This is a genomic window from Streptomyces sp. NPDC041122 (assembly GCF_055592445.1).
This window is the reverse complement of sequence record NZ_JBVIYQ010000003.1, coordinates 141580-160578: the sequence shown is the minus strand read 5'-3', so window position 1 is coordinate 160578 and position 18999 is coordinate 141580. Positions and strand designations below refer to the sequence as shown.

Here is an 18999-nt window from a genome sequence, read left to right as displayed (position 1 = left end):
CGGCTGCGCATCAACTCCCGCTCGTTGCGACCTGTTTGTGCGGGAACTGAGCCGTACCTGCACCTTGCGGGTTTTACGTGCTCTTGACATGCGGTGAGAGGAAACGCATGATCTCTCGGCGCCAGGAACCTGGCGTCTGACATGTGAAACGGGAGAACGACGATGCGTAAGGCCTGCGTGGCGATTCTGACGGGGCTGTTCAGCCTCACCCTCTTTGTCGCGCTTCCTGGCAACCAGGGCGACGCCCGGGCCATGACGTTCGACCCCAACGCGTGCCTCGACCTCTCCCAGGTGCAGGTGTGCAAGAAGGGTTACATCTGGAAGAACGTCCCGGTGCAGGGTCCTGTCGTGCCGGGTAAGTGCCGTCCGTACGTCCAGGTCAAGACCGCGAAGAAGTGCTGACGGGCTGAGTGACGCCCGGGCCGACGCGGTCCGGCGGCCGCACCGCACGCGGAAAGGGCGCGATCCCCGCGGGGATCGCGCCCTTTCTGTGTCGTCCCGCCTTACGGCGCGATGCTGCGCCTGATCAGTCGTTGACGCAGGTGTTGCCGAAGGCCGGGTTCAGCAGGCCGATGACGTCAACGGTGTTGCCGCAGGCGTTGACGGGGATGTGGATCGGAACCTGGACCATGTTGCCGGAGATGACGCCCGGGGAGTTCACGGCAGCGCCCTGCGCACCGGAGTCGGCGGCGGCGAGGCCGGCGCCACCCATGACGAGGGCACCGGTGCCCAGCACGACAGCGGTCGTCTTCTTCATTGCGGACATGCTTGTTCTCCTTGATTACGTGCCTGTCGAAGGCGCCCCGCCGGGCCACACACAACACGACGTCGCTCCGGCAGAGGAGCAGCACACCTGTCGGGCGCCTGCGTGATCAACGCTCACCCCCGCCGCCGGACACGTTCGTACCGCCATTCGGGGGACGGCTGTGGTCGGTGGGGGGTGAGGGATGTGTGGGCTTCGCAGGTCAGCCGTGACGGCAGGTCAGTCGTGACGCGTCAGGCGTGACCTCTCAGGCGCGACCTCTCGGATGTGACCCGTCAGGCACGACCTCTCAGGTGTGACCCGTCAGGCGCTCCGCCGAGGCGATCGTCGAGAGGGCCTCGCGTTCGGTGAGGCCGACGCGGAGGGCGGCGTCGGTGAGCCGGGGTGCCAGGGCCTCGCCGATGCCGTTCTCGTACGCGCGGCAGGCGGCCCAGAACAGGCGGGTGTTGCGCTGGCCCTCGTGCGCCGCGAGGACGAACTGCACAAGACCCTGGCCGCGTTGGGCCTCCGGGTTCGAGGGCGTGCGGGGCGCGCGCGACGGGGGCGGCGCGAGCAGGCGGAGCAGCGCGGGCGGGCAGGGCGCGGGCGGCAGATGGTCCGTGCCGGGTGCGGTGCTGTAGATCCCGTGTTCGGTACGGGAACCGGGGCCGACGAGGTAGCCGCCCGCGCCCCTGACGTCGATGCCGGGGGCGAGCCGGCCCGCCGAGTTGGGGACCACGGCGTGCGGCGGCCCCGTCAGCCAGATGTGCCGACCGCCGCTCGGCGTGGTCACGACGACGGTCGGGGGGATCGTGAAGAGGTGGCGCAGCGCCAGTTCGCGCAGGCCCGCGGACGCGTCCGTACCGGACTTGGTGTCCAGGTCGATCCCGATCAGATGGTGTGGCGGCAGCCCGCAGGCGATGCCGTAGCCGGTGGCCCAGGGCGCGGCGGCGAAGAGTTCCCGGATGCGGTGCGGGTCGGTCGTCGCGTCGTACACGCCGTGGCCGGGGCGGCCGCACTCGCCGTGGCAGAGGGCCGGTTGAGGGTCGTCGTGGTGGGGGGAGCGCAGGGCGGGGAGCTTGGTGCGGGAGAGCGGGATCACCGAGAGGCCCCGCTCGGCCGCGGACAGGGCATGGGCGAGCGCGAGGGTGGCGGCGCGGCGGTCGGCGACGCTTCGGGCGGCCGTGCTGGACGCGGAGGTGCGGGCGGCCGCGCTGGATGCGGAAGAGCTGCTTCCAGTGGCGCCGCGTTCGGTGGGGGCCATGACTTCATTTTCGTACACGCGTTCGAAGAAGGGAAGAGGGGGCGACCCCCGGACGGTGGGGTGGTGTGCTCCGCAAGGGGCGCCGCCCCCTCGCTCCGGGCGCTTCGTGCGGCGCTGCCGGAACGCTTCGCCTCATGCGGCACAAGGCATGCGCCCCGGTTCGAATGGGTTCGCACAGCCCTGAAAGGCGATGCAGGGGGCGTGAAGCGTGTTTATCGACATGTCATCACGCTTGCGGGGGAATCGGGGCGATAGGGGTGGTTCGCCGGGGATTCGGTGGGCAACTCTGATCTCGCGACGTCGTACAGAACTCCAAGGCGGTCGGCCAACTTCCTTGGGATAAGCCGTACTTCCGGTGCTCACGGACGCCCGTCCGGCGTGCACCTCCTGCTCTGGAGGAAACAGACATGGCAAGCATCCGTACCGCCCGCATCATCGCCGCCGCCGCCGCCGTGCCGCTGGCTGCGGCGCTCTTCACGGGCATCGCGACGGCCGACAACGGCTCCTTCGCGAACGACGGATCGAACGCGGGCGTGGCGACGGTGAACGGCAGCGGCGTCGGCCACAACAACAGCGGCAACTCGTCCACGACGCAGCAGCAGGCCGTCGGCAACGGCGCCTCCAACCAGAGCAACACCGCCCAGGTGAACGGCTCCGCGTTCACGGCGATCCACCAGGAGAACGAGAACATCGCGGTCAACTTCACCCACCTCTGGTGAGCCGACGGCCCCTTGAGTCGCTCGGGACGGCTCCAAGGGGCGTGGGCTGTGGGGTGTGACGCTCTGTGCGGCGGTGCTTCGGCGCCGCCGCACAGGCGTGTTCGGGGGTGGAGTGCGGGTGGGGTGCGGGGTGGGCGGCTTGTGGTGGGCAGCCGGCTGTGGGGGATCTCTTGGTGCCGGGGTCTCTTGGTGGCTTGGTGGCTTGGTGGCTTGGTGTCGGAGTGTCTTGGTGTCGGCATCTCTTGACACCGGTACGCGATCTGACGGACAGTCAGAAACCCTAGTCAGTACGGGATGGCGACAGCGATATGCGGCTCGTACGAGCGGTGCGCCGCCGCGCGCCCGTACGTCCCCGAATCGCCCGTACCCGCCCGTGCCACCCGTACCGCCCGTACGCGCCGTACGAGCCGGAGAGGCCGCCACCGTGTACCTCGCCTCCACCGAACGCCAGCGCCGACGCCGCGCCGAACTGCGCGCGTACTTCCGGGACGTGATGCCGGACGGCCCCCCGGACGGCGCGGACACGCAGGGCCAGCGACGGCTGCTGCGGCGGATCGGGGCCGACGGCATGCTGGGCATCGGCTGGCCCGTCGAGTACGGGGGGCAAGGGTGCGGCGCCGACGAGCAGTTCGTCTTCTTCGACGAGGCGTACCGCGCGGGCGCACCGGTGTCGATGGTCACCCTCAACACCGTCGGGCCCACCCTCATGAAGTACGGCACGGAGGAGCAGAAGGCCGCCTTCCTGCCGCGGATCCTCAGCGGTGACCTCGTCTTCGCGATCGGCTACAGCGAGCCTTCCGCCGGGACGGACCTCGCGTCCCTGCGGACGAGGGCGGTGCGCGTCGACTCCGACGGGGCGGCCGGTGAGGGCGGGGACTGGCTGATCGACGGGCAGAAGATCTTCACGTCGAACGCGCAGAACGCCGACTGGATCTGGCTCGCCTGCCGCACCGACCCCGACGCCCCCAAGCACCAGGGCATCTCGATCCTGCTCGTCCCGACCGACGCCCCCGGCTTCTCCTGGACACCCATCGAGACCGTCGGCGGCCTGACGACGACGGCCACCTACTACGACGGCGTCCGGGTGCCCGCCGATCACCTGGTCGGCGAGGAGAACGGTGGTTGGGGCCTCATCACCAACCAGCTGAACCACGAGCGGGTGGCGCTCGCCGCGATGGGCATGCAGGCGGAGGACTTCTACGCGGCGGCACGGGCGGCGGCCCGCACACCCGATCCGGTGACGGGCGAGCGGCGGATCGACGCCCCGTGGGTGCGGGCGCGGCTGGCCGAGGCACACGCCCGGCTGGCGGCGACACGCCTGCTCAGCTGGCGTCTGGTGGGGGACGTGGGGGCGGGGACGCCGGCGCCGGGCGACGCGAGCGGCGTGAAGTTCATGGGAACCGAATCGGCCGTGGCGGTGTACCGGATATGCCAGGAGACGGCGGGCGAGGCGGGGTTGGTCCGGGCCGGCTCACCGGGCGGATGCGGGGACGGGGAGCTGGAGCGGATGAACAGGGCGGCGCAGATCAACACGTTCGGGGGCGGGGTGAGCGAGGTGCAGCGCGAGATCGTGGCGACGATGCGGCTCGGGATGCGGAGGGGGCGACGGTGAAGGGCGAGATCCCGTACGACGAGCTGCGGGCCTTCGAGGGCCGGGCCGCGGAGGAGACCGGGCGCGGCAAGGACCCGGTCAACCGTCCGATGATCAGGCACTGGTGCGAGGCGATGGGCGACACCCATCCCGCGTACGGGGGCGAGGATCCCGTGGCGCCGCCGACGATGCTGCAGGCCTGGACGATGGGCGGCCTCTCCGCGCGCGGCGGCCGCTTCCGCGCCCACGACGAGCTGTTCGCGCTGCTGGACGGCGCGGGGTACACCTCGGTGGTCGCGACCGACTGCGAGCAGGAGTATCTGCGGGCGCTGCGCCCCGGCGACGAGATCACCTATGACGCGGTCATCGAGTCGGTCTCGCCGCGCAAGACGACCAAGCTGGGCACGGGCCACTTCGTGACGACGCGGATGGACGTCCTGGCCGGCGGCGAACTGGCGGGGACGCATCGTTTCCGCATCCTCAAGTACGCTCCGGCGGTCCAGCGGGAGCGCCCCTCCGCGGACGGCGGGACGGAGCACACCCGGGCCGCCCGGCGTGACCGAGCCGGAGCGGGGGCGCAGGACCGAACCCCGGCGGACCTGGGTGACCGAACCCCGGCGGACCTGGGTGACCGAACCCCGGCGGACCTGGGTGACCGAACCCCGGCGGACCCGGGTGACCGAACCCCGGCGGACCCGCGGCAAGCCGCCGCGGGCCAGAAACCGAGAAGCAGCCGCCCCCGCCCCGTCGTCAACCGCGACAACGCCGGGTTCTGGGCGGGCGTCGCCGAGCACCGCCTGCTGATCCAGCGCTGCACCGGATGCGGCGACCTCCGCTTCCCCTGGCTGCCGGGTTGCAACGCCTGCGGCTCACTCGAGTGGGACACGGTGGAGGCGAGCGGCGAGGGCACGGTCCATTCGTACGTCGTGATGCACCACCCGCCCTTCCCGGCCTTCGACCCGCCCTACGCCGTCGGCCTCATCGAGCTGGCGGAGGGCGTGCGGATCGTCAGCAACGTCACCGGGGTGCCGTACGACAAGGTGCGCGTGGGGATGCCGGTCCGGCTGGAGTTCCAGCGGGTCGACGCGGAGTTGGAGCTGCCGATGTTCCGGGCTTCGGACAGCGCCGGTGCCGGTGCCGGCGACGCGGGAGGGGTGGGCTGACATGGACTTCACGCCCACCCAGGAGCAGGCGGCGGCCCGTGATCTCGCCGGGGAGATCTTCGCCGACCTGGCCACCCCGGAGCGGCTCGCGGCGGCGGGCACGGGGTCTGACGCCGAGTTGTGGAAGGCGCTGTGCGCGGCGGGTCTGCCGGGCGCGGTGGAGGAGGTCGGGCTGCTCGGGCTCGTGCTGCTCCTGGAGGAGCAGGGCCGGGTCACGGCGCAGGTGCCGTTCGCGGCGAGCTGTGTCTACGGCCTGCTCGCGGTGGCGGCGCACGGCACGCCGGAGCAGCGGGACCGGCTGCTGCCTCCGCTGCGGCAGGGGAGCGCGGTCGCGACGGGGGCGTTCCCGGCCCGGGGCGGGGTCGTGGCGTCCGCGGACGGGCGGCTGAGCGGCGAGGTGGCGTGGGTGCCCTGGCTGCGGGACGCGACGCAGGTCCTGGTGGCGGCGGCCGACCGGAGCCTGTGGCTGGTGCGGGTGGCCGACGCGCGGGTGGAGCCGGTGGAGCTGACCGCGCCCTGGGCCGCGGGCCGGCTCGTGCTGGAGGGGGTCCCCGCGGAACGGCTCGGTGAGGCGGGCGCGGAACGGGGGACCGGCGGGTCCGGCGGGGCCGGCGGGCCGGGTGTGGAGCGGGGCGGGGGCACGGGTGCGGGCGGGGTCGGTGGGTCGGCGGCCGAGAGAGGTGGCGGTCCGGGGGCCGAGGGGGGCCGTGGGGGATCTGGGGCGTACGAGGACGTGCTGGCCTCCGCGCGGACCGCGTTCGCCGGGCTGCAGGCCGGGGTCTGCGCGGGTTCGCTGGCCCGCGCGGTGGCCCACACCAACGAGCGGGAGCAGTTCGGCCGCCCCCTGGCCGCCAAGCAGGCCGTCCAACTGCGCGCCGCGGACGCCCACATGGACACCGAGGCGATACGGGTGACGGCCTACGAGGCGGCCTGGCGCCGCGACGCGGGCCTGCCCTGCGCGACGCACGCGCTCACCGCCGCCTGGTGGGCGTCGGAGGCGGGCACCCGCGTCGTGCACGCGAGCCAGCACCTGCACGGCGGCGCGGGCGCCGACCTCGACCATCCCGTGCACCGGCTCTTCCTGTGGGGGCGGCAGTTGGACGCGTACTTGGGGAGTGGCGGCGAAGTGCTGCAGGAGTTGGGCGAGTTGATCGCGCGGGAGGAGGAGCCGGCATGACGGGGAGAGCAGGCACGACGGGGAGAGCAGGCACGACGGGGAGAGCAGGCAGGGCGCGGGAGGGCGAGGTGCTGCCCCCGCTGGAGATCCCGGTCACCCGCACCCTGATCGTCTCCGGGGCCATCGCGTCCCGTGATTACCAGGACGTGCACCACGACGCGGAGCTGGCGCGGGCCAAGGGCTCCCCCGACATCTTCATGAACATCCTCACCACGAACGGCCTGGTGGGCCGGTACATCACCGACCACTTCGGCCCCACCGCCGTCCTGCGCAAGGTGGCCATACGGCTCGGCGCCCCCAACTACCCCGGAGACACCATGGTGTTGACCGGCACGGTGGAGCGCGTCGCTCCCTCTCCCGAGGGCGACACCGCGACCGTCAGGGTCGTCGGGGCCAACGGCATCGGCAACCACGTGACGGGCACCGTCACGGTGACCGTCGGCGCGGGAGGGAGGGCCGCATGAGCGTCCGTACGCGCGACAGTCTCGGCGGCCGGGCCGCCATCGCCGGCATCGGGGCCACGGAGTTCTCCAAGGACTCCGGGCGCAGCGAGCTCAAGCTGGCCGTCGAGGCGGTGCGGGCCGCGCTGGACGACGCGGGGCTCGCTCCCGCGGACGTGGACGGCATGGTCACGTTCACCATGGACACCAGCCCGGAGATCACCGTCGCCCAGGCGGCCGGCATCGGTGAACTGTCCTTCTTCTCCCGCGTCCACTACGGCGGCGGCGCGGCCTGCGCCACCGTCCAGCAGGCGGCGCTCGCGGTCGCGGCCGGGGTGGCCGAAGTCGTCGTCTGCTACCGCGCGTTCAACGAACGCTCGGGCCGCAGATTCGGCTCCGGGGTGCAGCGGCGCGAGCCGTCCGCCGAGGGGGCGGCGCTCGGCTGGTCGCTGCCGTTCGGCCTGCTCACCCCCGCCTCCTGGGTGGCGATGGCGGCCCAGCGCTACCTCCACACGTACGGCCTGACACCGGACGCCTTCGGCCACGTCGCCGTGATGGACCGCCGGTACGCGGCCACCAACCCGGCGGCGTACTTCCACGGGAAACCGATCACCCTGGAGGACCACGCCGCGTCGCGCTGGATCGTCGAGCCGCTGCGGCTCCTGGACTGCTGCCAGGAGACGGACGGCGGCCAGGCGCTCGTCGTCACGACCACGGAGCGGGCCCGCGACCTCCGGCACCCTCCGGCGGTCGTCGCCGCCGCGGCCCAGGGCGCGGGGCGGGCGCAGGAGCAGATGACCAGCTTCTACCGCGACGACCTCAGCGGTCTCCCCGAGATGAGCGTGGTGGCCCGGCAGCTCTGGCGGACCTCGGGGCTCGCCCCGGCCGACATCGACGTGGGGATCCTCTACGACCACTTCACGCCGTTCGTGCTCATGCAACTGGAGGAGTTCGGGTTCTGTCCGCGCGGTGAGGCCGCGGGCTTCGTCGCCGAGGGGCGGCTGCCCCTGAACACCCACGGCGGCCAGCTGGGCGAGGCGTATCTGCACGGCATGAACGGCATAGCGGAAGCCGTCCGCCAGGTGCGCGGCACCTCGGTGAACCAGATACCCGGCGCCGCACGCACAGTGGTGACGGCGGGCACGGGTGTTCCCACATCGGGGTTGATTCTGGCGGCGGACGGCTGAACCCGGCGCGTCCCTCGCGTGTGCGACGAGGCCCGGCCCTTTCACTCGCCCTATGCGTCTCCAAAAGCTGATCATTGGACTTGTCCTCGTTCTGACCGCCCTGACCGCGGACCTCACGGCGGCACCACCGGGCGTCGCCGCCGACCCCACCCCCGGCACGGGCGCCCCGTCCGGCTGGGCCAGCGCCATCGGCTGGGCCGCGGCGGCCGAAGCGGCCGGTGCGTCGGGTGCCTCGGACGCGGACGACGTGGTCGAGATGCCCTGGTCGGGCGCGCGGGCGTCCGCCAAGGTGTCGACCTTCAACGGCAAGGCGTTCGACACCTGCAACACCCCGTCCGCCGACACCATGCGGCGCTGGCTCAAGTCCAGCTACCGCGGCGTCGGCGTCTACTACGCGGGGCGCGGCCGGGCCTGCAAGAGCCAGGCCCACCTCGACCACGCCTGGATGCGCTCGGTGAAGCGCATGGGCTGGCGGGTCCTGCCGGTGTACGTCGGTTCCCAGGCGCCGTGCGTCGTCGCGAAGAACAAGCGGCACGTGCGCATCGGCAAGAACCCCGCGGCCCAGGGGCAGCGGGAGGGCGCTGACGCGGTGCGCATGGCGAAGACCTTCGGCATCGGGAAGCAGAGCCCGCTCTACCTGGACATGGAGGCGTACCCCTACCGCAAGAAGAGCTGCGCCGACAGCACGCTCTCCTTCGTCCGGTCCTGGGACCGGCAAGTGCGCCGACAGGGCTACGTCCCCGGGTTCTACAGCAGCGCCGACTCCGGGGTGCTGCACATGGAGATGGCCCGCAGGGCGGGGGTGCGGGACCTGCCCGAGGTGATGTGGTTCGCGCGCTGGCACACCAAGCCGAACCTGTACCGCGAGGCGGCGCTGGGCCGTTCGGCGTGGCACCCGGCGCGGCGCATCCACCAGTACGCGGGGAACGTGAAGGAGAGCCACGGCGGGCGTGCGCTGAAGATCGACCGCAACCTGGTCCACGCGCCGGTGGCGCGCATCAGCTAGTCCGTCCACCGTACGGAGGCGCGGGGCTGCGGCATGGTGCGGTGGGGTGGCTCTCGGGGGTGAACCCTCAGGGGGACGCCCCGCCTCCTCCACCTGTAGGAGGTGGCGTCAGCCCCACTCGTACAACCTGAGGCGGACACCGCTTCGGGACCTGCGGCCGATCCGCTGAAGTAGGGGGCGCTTCTAGCGTGGAGCCATGACCGCATCCATGGTGTCCGTGTGCACCAGCGCATCGAAGGCCGCGACGCGGCGCCCGGGTCCGACGCGGCCCGCCGGGCCCTCCGCGTACCCGTCCTTCGCGTCCTACGTACGGGCCCGTCAGTCCGTACTGCTGCGCACCGCCCGCTCGCTGACCGCGAATCCGAGCGATGCCGAGGACCTGCTGCAGACCGCGCTGACCAAGACGTACGTGGCGTGGGACCGGATCGAGGACCACCGCGCGCTCGACGGCTATGTGCGCCGGGCCCTGCTGAACACGCGCACGTCGCAGTGGCGCAAGCGCAAGGTCGACGAGTTCGCCTGCGACGAACTGCCGGAGCCCGACGTGGCGCCGGCCGGGGACCCCGCCGAGCAGCAGGTGCTCCGCGACGCGATGTGGCGCGCGATCATGAAGCTGCCGACGCGGCAGCGGGCCATGGTCGTCCTCAGGTATTACGAGGACCTCAGCGAGGCCCAGACGGCCGAGGTGCTCGGGGTGTCCATCGGCACCGTCAAGAGCGCGGTGTCGCGCGCGCTCGGCAAACTCCGCGAGGACCCGGAGCTGACCCCCGTCCGCTGAGGCGGCGCAAGGGGATACCCGGGGTCACGGGGCTGCCGGAAGCCCCGCGGACGAGGCCGGACGATGATCGATCATCCCCTGGACTAGTGACATACCAAGCGGTATGCGCGCAGAATCAGCGCAGCCCCTACTGCCGCGCGGGCGATCTGCCGCGCAGGCGATGTCGCCCCAGGAGGACGCCGTGCTGAGCACGATGCAGGACGTACCGCTGACCGTCACCCGCATCCTCCGGCACGGCACGACCGTGCACGGGACGTCGCAGGTCACGACCTGGACCGGCGAGGGCGCCCCGCAGCGCCGCAGCTTCCGCGAGATCGGTGAGCGCGCCGCCCGGCTCGCCCACGCCCTGCGCGAGGACCTCGGCGTCACGGACGACGAACGCGTCGCCACCTTCATGTGGAACAACTCGGACCATGTGGAGGCCTACTTCGCGGTGCCCTGCATGGGCGCGATCCTGCACACCCTCAATCTGCGGCTGCCCGCGGAGCAGCTGACGTGGATCGTCGACCACGCCGCCGACCGCGTCATCATCGTCAACGGCTCCCTCCTCGGCCTGCTCGCACCGCTGTTGCCGCACCTGACGAGCGTCGAGCACCTGGTCGTCTCGGGGCCCGGCGACCGCTCCGTCCTCGCGGGCTGTCACGCCCAGGTCCACGAGTACGAGGACCTGCTCGCCGGCAAGCCCGGCACCTACGACTGGCCCGAGCTGGACGAGCGTGCCGCGGCCGCCATGTGCTACACCTCCGGCACCACCGGCGACCCCAAGGGCGTCGTCTACTCCCACCGGTCCATCTATCTGCACTCCATGCAGGTCAACATGGCGCAGTCGATGGGCCTGACGGACGCGGACACCTCGCTCGTCGTCGTCCCGCAGTTCCACGTCAACGCCTGGGGCCTGCCGCACGCCACCTTCATGACCGGCGTGAACATGCTGATGCCGGACCGCTTCCTGCAGCCCGCCCCGCTCGCCGAGATGATCGAGTCGGAGCGCCCCACGCACGCGGCGGCCGTCCCGACCATCTGGCAGGGGCTGCTCGCCGAGCTCACCGCGAAGCCGCGCGACGTCGGTTCGCTCGGCCAGGTCACCATCGGCGGCTCGGCCTGTCCGCCCTCGCTGATGGAGGCCTTCGACCGCCTCGGCATGCGGGTCTGCCACGCCTGGGGCATGACGGAGACGTCGCCGCTCGGCACCGTCGCCCGCCCGCCGGCCCACGCCGTCGGCACCGACGAGGAGTTCGGCTACCGGCTCACCCAGGGCCGCTTCCCCGCCTCGGTCGAGGCCCGGCTGGTCGGTCCCGGCGGCGAACACCTGCCGTGGGACGGCGAGTCGGCCGGCGAGCTCGAGGTGCGTGGCCCCTGGATCGCCGGCGCCTACTACGGCGGCGCGGGCGGCGAGGTGCTCCGCCCCGAGGACAAGTTCAGCGAGGACGGCTGGCTGAAGACCGGTGATGTCGGTGTGATCACCGCGGACGGCTTCCTGACCCTCACCGACCGGGCCAAGGACGTCATCAAGTCGGGCGGCGAGTGGATCTCGTCGGTCGAGCTGGAGAACGCCCTGATGTCGCACCCGGACGTCGCCGAGGCCGCGGTGGTGGCCGTGCCCGACGAGAAGTGGGGCGAACGCCCGCTCGCCACGGTCGTGTTGAAGGAGAACGCGACCGCCGACTATGCCGTCCTGCGCGACTTCCTCGCCGGCTCCGTCGCCAAGTGGCAGCTCCCCGAGCGCTGGGCGGTCATCCCCGCGGTGCCGAAGACCAGCGTCGGCAAGTTCGACAAGAAGGTCCTGCGCAGGCAGTACGCGGACGGCGAGTTGGACGTCACGCGGCTCTGACGTGGCCGGGGGCCGAAGCGCGACCGGAGCGGGAGGCGGGCCCGGGACCGTGCCGGTGGCACGAGCCGGGTCCGGGGCCATGACGGTGACGGGGCCGGTGCCGGGGCCGGTGACCGGCGCCGGGGGTCAGGCCACCCCGGCACCGGCGGCCGTCCCGCCGCCGCGGCGGGCCGGTATCGCGGTGCTCGCCCAGCCGAGCGCGAGCCAGAGCGCGGCCACCGCGCACACCCCCGTCCACCCCCAGTGGGTGTACGCGCTGCCCGCGAGGGCGGAGGCCAGCGCGCCGCCCGCGAAACCGGCCACCACATAGGCGGTGTTGGCGACCGCGGGGGCGGAGGTGGTCGTCAGCGCCAGGGTCTGGTTGGCGACGTGGTTGGTGACCAGCGCCGCGTGCAGGGCTGTCGCCGCCACGCACAGCGCCCAGAGCGCGCCGCCGCCCAGCCAGAAGAGCGGCACGGAGACCCCGGCGGCGCCGTACGCGTACGAGACGACCTTGGCGGCGCCGAAGCGGTCGACGAGCCCGCCCGCGAGGGGTGCCACGACGGTGGCCGCGAGGCCGAAGAGTCCGAAGAGGCCCGCCGTGGCGGTCGTCATGCCGTACCCACCGGAGCCGCTCTCGGTGAGCAGCAGGGCGAGGGAGGTCCACAGCGCGCTCCACGCCCCGTACATCCCGGCCTGGCGGACGCAGGCCCGCCGCAGGTCGGCGGAGCCGCGCACTACGCCGGGCAGCTGGGCGAGGCCGGTGAAGAGCCGGCCCGCGGGGCGACGGTGCTCCTGGGGCAGCACGGCGGCCGAGGCCAGACCGAGCAGCGCCGTGAGGACGGCGGCGCCGACGAACACCGAGCGCCAGCCGAAGGCCTGGCCGGCCAGGGCGCCGAGCACGCGGGCCGCGACGACCCCGGTGAAGAGGCCGGCTATGACCGCCGCGACATGGCTGGCCCGCCGGTGCGCGGGCGCCCGCTCGACGACCAGCGGCACGAGCAGCTGCGGCACGACCGTCGCCGCGGAGGCCACCAGGATGGCGGCGGCGAGCGCGGTGGTGCCCGAGGCGGCCGCTCCGAGGCCCAGCGCCACCGCGGTCACGAGGGAGAGCACCGCGACCAGTCTGCGGCGGTTCACCCGGTCGCCGAGCGGGGCGAAGAACAGCAGTCCCGCCGCGTACCCGAACTGGGCCACGGAGGCGATCCACGCGACGGCCGACGGTGTGGACCCGAAGTCGCGGGCCATCAGGGGGAGCAGGGGCGCGGCCAGGTAGATGTTGGCGGCCGTCACGGCGGTGCAGACGGCGATGAGGACGAGGAAGACGCCGTGCGGAACGGGGAGCGGGTGAGGGGTGGTCGGAGCCGATGCCTGGGCTCGGTCCTGCGCCTGGGGCGGCTTGGCGGAAGCGGGGGCGGAGGTGGCGGCGGAGGAGGTGGAGGGTGCTCGTGAAGGCATGGGCGTGACGACTCCCGCGAGTGAGGGGCCAAGTTTGCAACCAACTGGTTGGTTGGAAAGAGTCTGCGCCCGCCGCCGCCGCACTGTCAAGCAACCAACCAGTTGGTTACCCGGAAGTGTTCGCTACCCTGAGCGCATGGCAGTGAGAGACCCCGAGGCCACCAAGGCGCGGATCTTCGAGGCGGCGGTCGCCGAGTTCGCCCGGTACGGCATCGCAGGCGCCCGCATCGACCGCATCGCCGCCGAGGCGAAGGCCAACAAGCAGCTCATCTACGCCTATTTCGGCAACAAGGCGGAGCTGTTCACGCAGGTGCTCGAGAAGCGCATGCTGGAGATGGCCGTCGCCAACCCCGTCGACGCCGACGACCTGGACGGCTGGCTCGACCGGCTGATGGACTACCACGGCGCCCACCCCGAGCTGCTGCGCCTGCTCTTCTGGGAGGGCATCGAGTACGGCACGGAGGAGCTCCCCGACGAACAGGAGCGGCGCGACCACTACAACGGCAAGGTCGCCGTGCTCGCCGACGCCCAGAAGCGGGGCGTCATCAGCGACGAGATCCCGGCGTCGCACCTGCTCTTCATCGTGGTCGCGCTGGCCGGCTGGTCCACGGCGGTGCCGCAGATGCGGCGGATACTCGTCGGGGACGAGGACGCCGACCGCGAGCGGCTGCGCGCCTCGGTCAAGGCGGCGGTACGGCGTATCACTGCCTGAGGCCTGAGCCTTGCCGGCTCCCCCTCAGGTTCGTGCCGACGCGTTCATACCGACCGCGTCGTGCCCGCTAGTTCGTGCCGATCTTCGCCAGCAGGTCCACGATCCGGCCCTGCACCTCGCTGCTGGTGGAGCGTTCCGCGAGGAACAGCACGGTCTCGCCCGCCGCCAGCTTCGGCAGCTCCGTCTCGTCGACGGCCGCGGTGTAGACGACCAGCGGAGTGCGGTTCAACTGCCCGTTCGCACGCAGCCAGTCGACGATCCCGGCCCTGCGGCGGCGCACCTGGAGCAGGTCCATCACCACGAGGTTGGGCCGCATCTGCGCCGCGAGCGTCACCGCGTCCGCGTCGCTCTCGGCCCGCGCGACCTGCATGCCGCGCCGTTCCAGCGTGGCGGTCAGGGCGAGCGCGATCTCCTCGTGCTCCTCGATGAGCAGTACGCGCGGGGGGTGCTGCTCGCTGTCGCGCGGCGCGAGGGCCTTCAGGAGTACGGCGGGGTCGGCGCCGTACGCCGCCTCGCGCGTCGCCTGGCCCAGCCCGGCCGTCACCAGCACCGGAACCTCGGCGGCCACGGCGGCCTGACGCAGCGACTGCAGCGCCGTACGCGTGATCGGCCCCGTCAGCGGGTCGACGAAGAGCGCCGCGGGGAACGCCGCGATCTGCGCGTCGACCTCCTCCCGCGAGTGCACGATCACCGGGCGGTAGCCGCGGTCGCTCAGTGCCTGCTGCGTGGTGACGTCGGGCGCGGGCCACACCAGGAGGCGCCGCGGGTTGTCGAGCGGCTCGGGCGGCAACTCGTCGTCCATCGGCTGCGGCTGGGGCCGGTTCGCGACCTCGACGGCACCGCCGGGCCCGTCCAGCGGCTCAGGCCCCTCGTCGGCGTCCTCGTCCGGCGCGCCGATCGCGTACGACCGTCCGGTGCCCTCGGTGGCGGACGCGATACGGGACTGCGGGGGCGTCGGAGCGTGGCCCGAGACGGGCGTCTGCGGCAGCGGGTGCGGGCGTACGGGGGCCTCGGGACGCTCGTCGGCCGAGGGGTCCGGCGGCGTGCCCAGCCTGCGGCGGCGTCCGGAGCCGCCGAGCGTGTGCGACTGCCCGGCAGCGGTCTGCGGCGAGGCCGGCTGCGGCTGCGCGGTCGGCCCCTGGCCGGTCTGACCCGGCAGAGGCTGGCTCTGGCCCTGGCCCTGGCCCGGCAGAGGCCGGCCTGCCTGCGGCCGGCTCGTCGGGGCCTGCTGCGGTGCATGAGGTGACTGAGGCGGCTGTGGTGCCTGCGCCGGCTGCCGGGGTTCGGCTGCGGCGTCCGTGGGGGACTGGGGCGCGGACGGCTCACCGGGCTGCGGTGTCTGCGGTGCCTGCGGCGGCAACGGAGGCTGCGGCGCCTGCGGGATACGGGCGGTACGCGGCGGCTGCTGGCCACGCCCGCCCTGCTGACCCTGCCCGGCCTGACCCGGTGCGGGCCGGCCCGGGGCTGGCTGCTGGTCCTGCGGGGGCCGGCCGGCGCCGGGTACGGCCGTGCCGCCGCCGCCGTTGCCGCCGCCCTGCCGGCCCCGCTGCTGGTCGGTGATCTGCTGGCCGAAGGGCACACCCTGCCCGAGGGTGCGCACGCTGATCGAGCGGCCCTGCGTCGAGTTGGGGTCCCCGGCCGGGGCCTCGGCGGGCAATGGCTGGGCCGCGCGGGCCTGCGCGCCCTGCTCGGGCGGGAGCGCGGCGCCCTGCGTCTGTGACGGGAGCGCCTGTGACGGAACGCCGTGCGCCGGGGCACCCGCGGAGTGCGGGGCGCCCTGCGCGGGTACCCCGCCGGGCGGCGTCGTCCCGTCGGGCCACGGCTGCGGCGCCGGTGCCGGCCCCTGTCCCTGTCCCTGAGCTTGCGCCTCCCCCGCCCCCTGCGGGCCACGCGCGGGCGCACCCTGACCCGGCACCCCGGGAACACCCGGCACCTCGGGAACACCCGGCACCCCGGGAACACCCGGACCGCCGGGCGCCCCAGGAGCGGACGGAACCGGACGACCCTGCGCGCCCGAAGACGGCTCGGCCGGAGCCTGCGGTGCCGCCACCGCACGGCGGGAACGGCGCCCCGTGGGGGCCTGCGCCGGATGGGGCTGCGGCGGCGTGTGATCGTCGTCCCCGGCACGCACGGCCGCACCGTGGTGCCCGGTGATCTCCTGCGCGGCCGCGTACTCCTGGCCCGCGGCATGCCCGGCGGGCGCGTACCCGGCGACGTCCTGTCCCGGTGTGCGGTCGGCGGCGGCGGGCGGCAGCGCGAAGACCCGCCCGCTGTTCGCCTCCTCCGCGGCGGCCCGCTCCTTGGCGGCGGCCAGCGCGCGTCGCGCCCGCCGCCCCGTGGGCCGTGCGGTCCCGTCGCCGTACCCGGCCTCGACCGCCGCGAGCTCGACACCCGTGGAGGGGCCGGCCGCCTCGGCCGGGCCCGACGCCAGCGCGGGCAGCGCGTGCTGCTCGCCGACCCGGCGGGCCCGGCGCCCGGACGCCCCTTCGCCGGCGGGCACGCCCTGCGGCGGCACCGTCTCGCCCAACGCGGCGGATCCGGCCGCGTGTTCGGCCGCGGTCATCACGGCGCCCTCGGCACCCTCGGCGGCGCTCGGCCGCCCGCGCCGCCGCCCGGTCCCTCCGGAGGCACCGCCGTACGTCTCCGAAGAGGAAGCTCCCGTACCGCCGGCCCCGGCAGCACCGCCCGTACCAGCGGCACCAGGGCCACCAGCCCCACCCGGGCCGCTCGCCGCGGGATCCGTGGGCCCGGCCACCAGGTCCGTGGTCACGGATCCGCCGAGGCCTTCCGGAGCGGCCTCAGGGGCCCGCCGTCCCCGCCGACGCCCCGTACCGGTAGCCGCACCCGTACCGGCAGGCGCACCCGCGCCACCGGTGTCCGTACCCCCGGACGGCGTGTCCGAAGTGCCCGGAACAGAGTCCTCCGCTCCGGTGGCAGAACTGGCCGCGCCCGGAACACCGCTCTCCAGGAACGAGTCCACCGAAGCCCGCCGGGCCCGCCGACGCCCGCCCCCGGTACCGCCCGAAGCCTGCTCGGGAACCATGACCGCGTGGCCGGGACCGGCACCAACACCGGCACCAGCACCCACACCCGCGGCAGAACCACCGGACACACCGGACCCACCCGAAACAGCCTTCTCCGCGGCGACGCCCGAAGAGACGCCCGAACCGTCGCCCTCCGCGGCCCCCGTCCCCGTCCCCGTCCCCATCGGCACTTCGAGCACGTACGCGCTGCCGCCCATGCCCGGCACCTCGTGGGTCTGCAGCACACCCCCGTGCGCCCGCACGATGCCCCGGACGATCGGCTCGTGGACCGGGTCTCCCCCGGCGTACGGGCCCCGCACCTCGATGCGGACGACCTCGCCGCGCTGGGCGGCCGCCACCACGATGGTCGAGTCGACGTACCCACCCGCCGCGGGGACCCCGGGAAGCCCGCCGGACGCTCCGACACCCGCGCGCGCGTTGCCGGTCGCGTCGATGCCCGCCACGTCCGCGACGAGATGGGCCACCGCCGTGGCGAGCCGTTCCGCGTCGACCACGAGCTCGATCGGCGGCGCGTGCACCGCGAACTGCGCGCGCCCGGGCCCGATCAGCTCGATCGCGCCCTCCACACCGGCGGCGACGACCGCGTCCAGCAGGACCGGCGTACGGGAGAGCTGGTCGTCGCCCGCGTCGAGCAGCTGGAAGCCCAGGACATTGTCGACGAGGGTGGTCATCCGGGCGTAGCCGGCCGACAGGTGGTGCAGCACCTGGTTGGCCTCGGGCCACAGCTGGCCGGCGTCGTCCGAGGCGAGCGCGGCCAGCTCGCGGCGCAGCTCGTCCAGGGGCCCGCGCAGCGAGGAGCCGAGGACGGCGAGCAGCTGTTCGTGCCGCGCGGCCAGCGACTCGTACCGCGTCTTCTCGCGCTCGGCCAGCTCCTCGAAGCGGTCCTTCTCGCGCTCGGCGAGCGCCGCGTACCGCTCCTGCTCGGCGGCGAGCTCCTCGGCCCGCTGCTCCTCGGCGGCCTCGGTCTCCGCCGCGCGCCGCTCCTCGGCGGCCCGCACCTCTTCCTCGCGGCGCTCCTCGGCGGCGCGCAGCTCCTCTTCGTGCCGGGCGAGGGCGGCCTCGTACTTCTCGTTCAGCTCGTCGTAGGGCCTGCGGTCGGTGAACGTCATCACCGCGCCGACCAGTTGGTCACCGTCGCGCACCGGCGACGTCGTCAGGTCGACCGGCACCTTGGCGCCGCTCTTGGACCACAGGACCTGCCCGCGCACCCGGTGCTTGCGGCCGGAGCGCAGCGTGTCGGCGAGCGGGGACTCCTCGTACGGGAAGGGCTCGCCGTCGGCGCGTGAGTGCAGCACGAGCGGGTGCAGTTCCTGGCCGCCGAGGTCGCTGGCGCGGAAGCCCAGTATCTGAGCGGCGGCCGGGTTGACCAGGACGACCCGGCCGTCGGTGTCGGTCCCGACGACGCCTTCGGCCGCGGCGCGCAGGATCATCTCGGTCTGCCGCTGGGAGCGCGCGAGTTCGGCCTCGGTGTCCACCGTGCCCGAAAGGTCCCGGACGACCAGCATCAGCAGTTCGTCACCCGTGTATCCATGGGTGTCGTACGCCGTCCTGCCGTCCTCCAGCGGGGAGCTGGTGACCTCGACGGGGAACTCGATGCCGTCCGTGCGCCGGGCGGTCATCCGGGTCGGCTTGGTGCGCCCGCGCTCGTCGATGGTGTCCGGCCGCCGCATGGATCCGGGGATGAGCCGGGAGTCGAACTCCGGCAGCAGATCCAGCAGACCGCGCCCCACGAGCGCGGTGCCGGGCGTCTCGAACGCCTCCAGCGCGATGGCGTTGGCGTTCACGACCGTGCCGTTGGCGTTGACGAGGACGAGCGCGTCCGGGAGCGCGTCGAGTATGGCTGCGAGGCGAGCAGCGCCTCGGGATGGCCTGCTGCTCACGACGACGCTTCCTCCCTGATGTACCGCT

15 protein-coding genes are annotated in these 18999 nt (G+C 73.4%); 11 read left to right on the top strand and 4 right to left on the bottom strand.

The window, feature by feature from the left end; translation table 11 throughout:
* The first annotated feature begins 162 nt into the window (after positions 1–162).
* Positions 163–402 carry a hypothetical protein gene (locus tag ACZ6B8_RS13050; RefSeq protein WP_471607278.1) on the top strand — a complete coding sequence of 80 codons (240 nt, stop codon included), beginning with the start codon at positions 163–165 and terminating at the stop codon, positions 400–402.
* Between the two features lie 124 nt (positions 403–526).
* On the opposite strand, the gene ACZ6B8_RS13045 is transcribed toward ACZ6B8_RS13050, so the two are convergent.
* Together ACZ6B8_RS13045 and ACZ6B8_RS13040 are read right to left on the bottom strand one after the other, a co-directional pair.
* On the bottom strand, positions 527–766 hold the full coding sequence (locus ACZ6B8_RS13045) for a chaplin (protein ID WP_471088346.1): 240 nt from the start codon (positions 764–766) through the stop codon (positions 527–529).
* Positions 767–1052: 286 nt separating this feature from the next.
* Positions 1053–2006, bottom strand: a complete 954-nt coding sequence (locus ACZ6B8_RS13040; protein WP_471607277.1) for a bifunctional DNA primase/polymerase — start codon at positions 2004–2006, stop codon at positions 1053–1055.
* A gap of 407 nt (positions 2007–2413) precedes the next feature.
* On the opposite strand from ACZ6B8_RS13040, the gene ACZ6B8_RS13035 reads away from it, so the two are divergent.
* The 9 genes from ACZ6B8_RS13035 (at position 2414) to ACZ6B8_RS12995 (ending at position 11898) form a co-directional block, all read left to right on the top strand.
* Positions 2414–2725, top strand: coding sequence for a hypothetical protein (locus ACZ6B8_RS13035; RefSeq protein WP_471088342.1), 312 nt, complete (start codon positions 2414–2416; stop codon positions 2723–2725).
* A 424-nt stretch (positions 2726–3149) separates the two neighbouring features.
* Entirely contained in the window at positions 3150–4337 is a 1188-nt protein-coding gene (locus tag ACZ6B8_RS13030) for an acyl-CoA dehydrogenase family protein (protein ID WP_471607556.1), read from the top strand.
* Positions 4334–5479 carry a bifunctional MaoC family dehydratase N-terminal/OB-fold nucleic acid binding domain-containing protein gene (locus ACZ6B8_RS13025; RefSeq protein WP_471607276.1) on the top strand — a complete coding sequence of 382 codons (1146 nt, stop codon included), beginning with the start codon at positions 4334–4336 and terminating at the stop codon, positions 5477–5479. The genes ACZ6B8_RS13030 and ACZ6B8_RS13025 overlap by 4 nt, the downstream gene beginning before the upstream one ends.
* A 1-nt stretch (position 5480) precedes the next feature.
* Positions 5481–6656, top strand: coding sequence for an acyl-CoA dehydrogenase family protein (locus ACZ6B8_RS13020; RefSeq protein ID WP_471607275.1), 1176 nt, complete (start codon positions 5481–5483; stop codon positions 6654–6656).
* Entirely contained in the window at positions 6653–7120 is a 468-nt protein-coding gene (locus tag ACZ6B8_RS13015; RefSeq protein ID WP_471607274.1) for a MaoC family dehydratase, read from the top strand. The genes ACZ6B8_RS13020 and ACZ6B8_RS13015 overlap by 4 nt, the downstream gene beginning before the upstream one ends.
* On the top strand, positions 7117–8283 hold the full coding sequence (locus tag ACZ6B8_RS13010; RefSeq protein ID WP_471090079.1) for a lipid-transfer protein: 1167 nt from the start codon (positions 7117–7119) through the stop codon (positions 8281–8283). The genes ACZ6B8_RS13015 and ACZ6B8_RS13010 overlap by 4 nt, the downstream gene beginning before the upstream one ends.
* Before the next feature lie 52 nt (positions 8284–8335).
* Positions 8336–9289 carry a DUF1906 domain-containing protein gene (locus ACZ6B8_RS13005; protein WP_471607273.1) on the top strand — a complete coding sequence of 318 codons (954 nt, stop codon included), beginning with the start codon at positions 8336–8338 and terminating at the stop codon, positions 9287–9289.
* Positions 9290–9485: 196 nt separating this feature from the next.
* Positions 9486–10067, top strand: coding sequence for a SigE family RNA polymerase sigma factor (locus tag ACZ6B8_RS13000; RefSeq protein ID WP_471090075.1), 582 nt, complete (start codon positions 9486–9488; stop codon positions 10065–10067).
* A 181-nt stretch (positions 10068–10248) separates the two neighbouring features.
* Positions 10249–11898 (top strand): long-chain fatty acid--CoA ligase, encoded by a 1650-nt coding sequence (locus tag ACZ6B8_RS12995; protein ID WP_471090073.1) that lies wholly within the window; start codon positions 10249–10251, stop codon positions 11896–11898.
* A 126-nt stretch (positions 11899–12024) separates the two neighbouring features.
* Here ACZ6B8_RS12995 and ACZ6B8_RS12990 read toward each other — a convergent pair whose 3' ends face one another.
* Positions 12025–13335 carry an MFS transporter gene (locus tag ACZ6B8_RS12990; protein WP_471607272.1) on the bottom strand — a complete coding sequence of 437 codons (1311 nt, stop codon included), beginning with the start codon at positions 13333–13335 and terminating at the stop codon, positions 12025–12027.
* Between the two features lie 136 nt (positions 13336–13471).
* On the opposite strand from ACZ6B8_RS12990, the gene ACZ6B8_RS12985 reads away from it, so the two are divergent.
* Complete coding sequence (locus tag ACZ6B8_RS12985) at positions 13472–14047, top strand: TetR/AcrR family transcriptional regulator (RefSeq protein ID WP_471090069.1); 576 nt, start codon at positions 13472–13474, stop codon at positions 14045–14047.
* A 67-nt stretch (positions 14048–14114) separates the two neighbouring features.
* On the opposite strand, the gene ACZ6B8_RS12980 is transcribed toward ACZ6B8_RS12985, so the two are convergent.
* Complete coding sequence (locus tag ACZ6B8_RS12980; RefSeq protein WP_471607271.1) at positions 14115–18971, bottom strand: PAS domain-containing protein; 4857 nt, start codon at positions 18969–18971, stop codon at positions 14115–14117.
* Between the last annotated feature and the right edge of the window lie 28 nt (positions 18972–18999).

What these genes read in the sequence shown, in the direction of transcription:
- ACZ6B8_RS13010 (WP_471090079.1), top strand. Translation starts at nt 7,117, where the DNA reads ATGAGCGTCCGTACGCGCGACAGTCTCGGCGGCCGGGCCGCCATCGCC.
- ACZ6B8_RS12990 (WP_471607272.1), bottom strand. Translation starts at nt 13,335, where the DNA reads ATGCCTTCACGAGCACCCTCCACCTCCTCCGCCGCCACCTCCGCCCCC.
- ACZ6B8_RS13020 (WP_471607275.1), top strand. Translation starts at nt 5,481, where the DNA reads ATGGACTTCACGCCCACCCAGGAGCAGGCGGCGGCCCGTGATCTCGCC.
- ACZ6B8_RS13050 (WP_471607278.1), top strand. Translation starts at nt 163, where the DNA reads ATGCGTAAGGCCTGCGTGGCGATTCTGACGGGGCTGTTCAGCCTCACC.
- ACZ6B8_RS13035 (WP_471088342.1), top strand. Translation starts at nt 2,414, where the DNA reads ATGGCAAGCATCCGTACCGCCCGCATCATCGCCGCCGCCGCCGCCGTG.
- ACZ6B8_RS13005 (WP_471607273.1), top strand. Translation starts at nt 8,336, where the DNA reads ATGCGTCTCCAAAAGCTGATCATTGGACTTGTCCTCGTTCTGACCGCC.
- ACZ6B8_RS13045 (WP_471088346.1), bottom strand. Translation starts at nt 766, where the DNA reads ATGTCCGCAATGAAGAAGACGACCGCTGTCGTGCTGGGCACCGGTGCC.
- ACZ6B8_RS13040 (WP_471607277.1), bottom strand. Translation starts at nt 2,006, where the DNA reads ATGGCCCCCACCGAACGCGGCGCCACTGGAAGCAGCTCTTCCGCATCC.
- ACZ6B8_RS13015 (WP_471607274.1), top strand. Translation starts at nt 6,653, where the DNA reads ATGACGGGGAGAGCAGGCACGACGGGGAGAGCAGGCACGACGGGGAGA.
- ACZ6B8_RS13000 (WP_471090075.1), top strand. Translation starts at nt 9,486, where the DNA reads ATGACCGCATCCATGGTGTCCGTGTGCACCAGCGCATCGAAGGCCGCG.
- ACZ6B8_RS12985 (WP_471090069.1), top strand. Translation starts at nt 13,472, where the DNA reads ATGGCAGTGAGAGACCCCGAGGCCACCAAGGCGCGGATCTTCGAGGCG.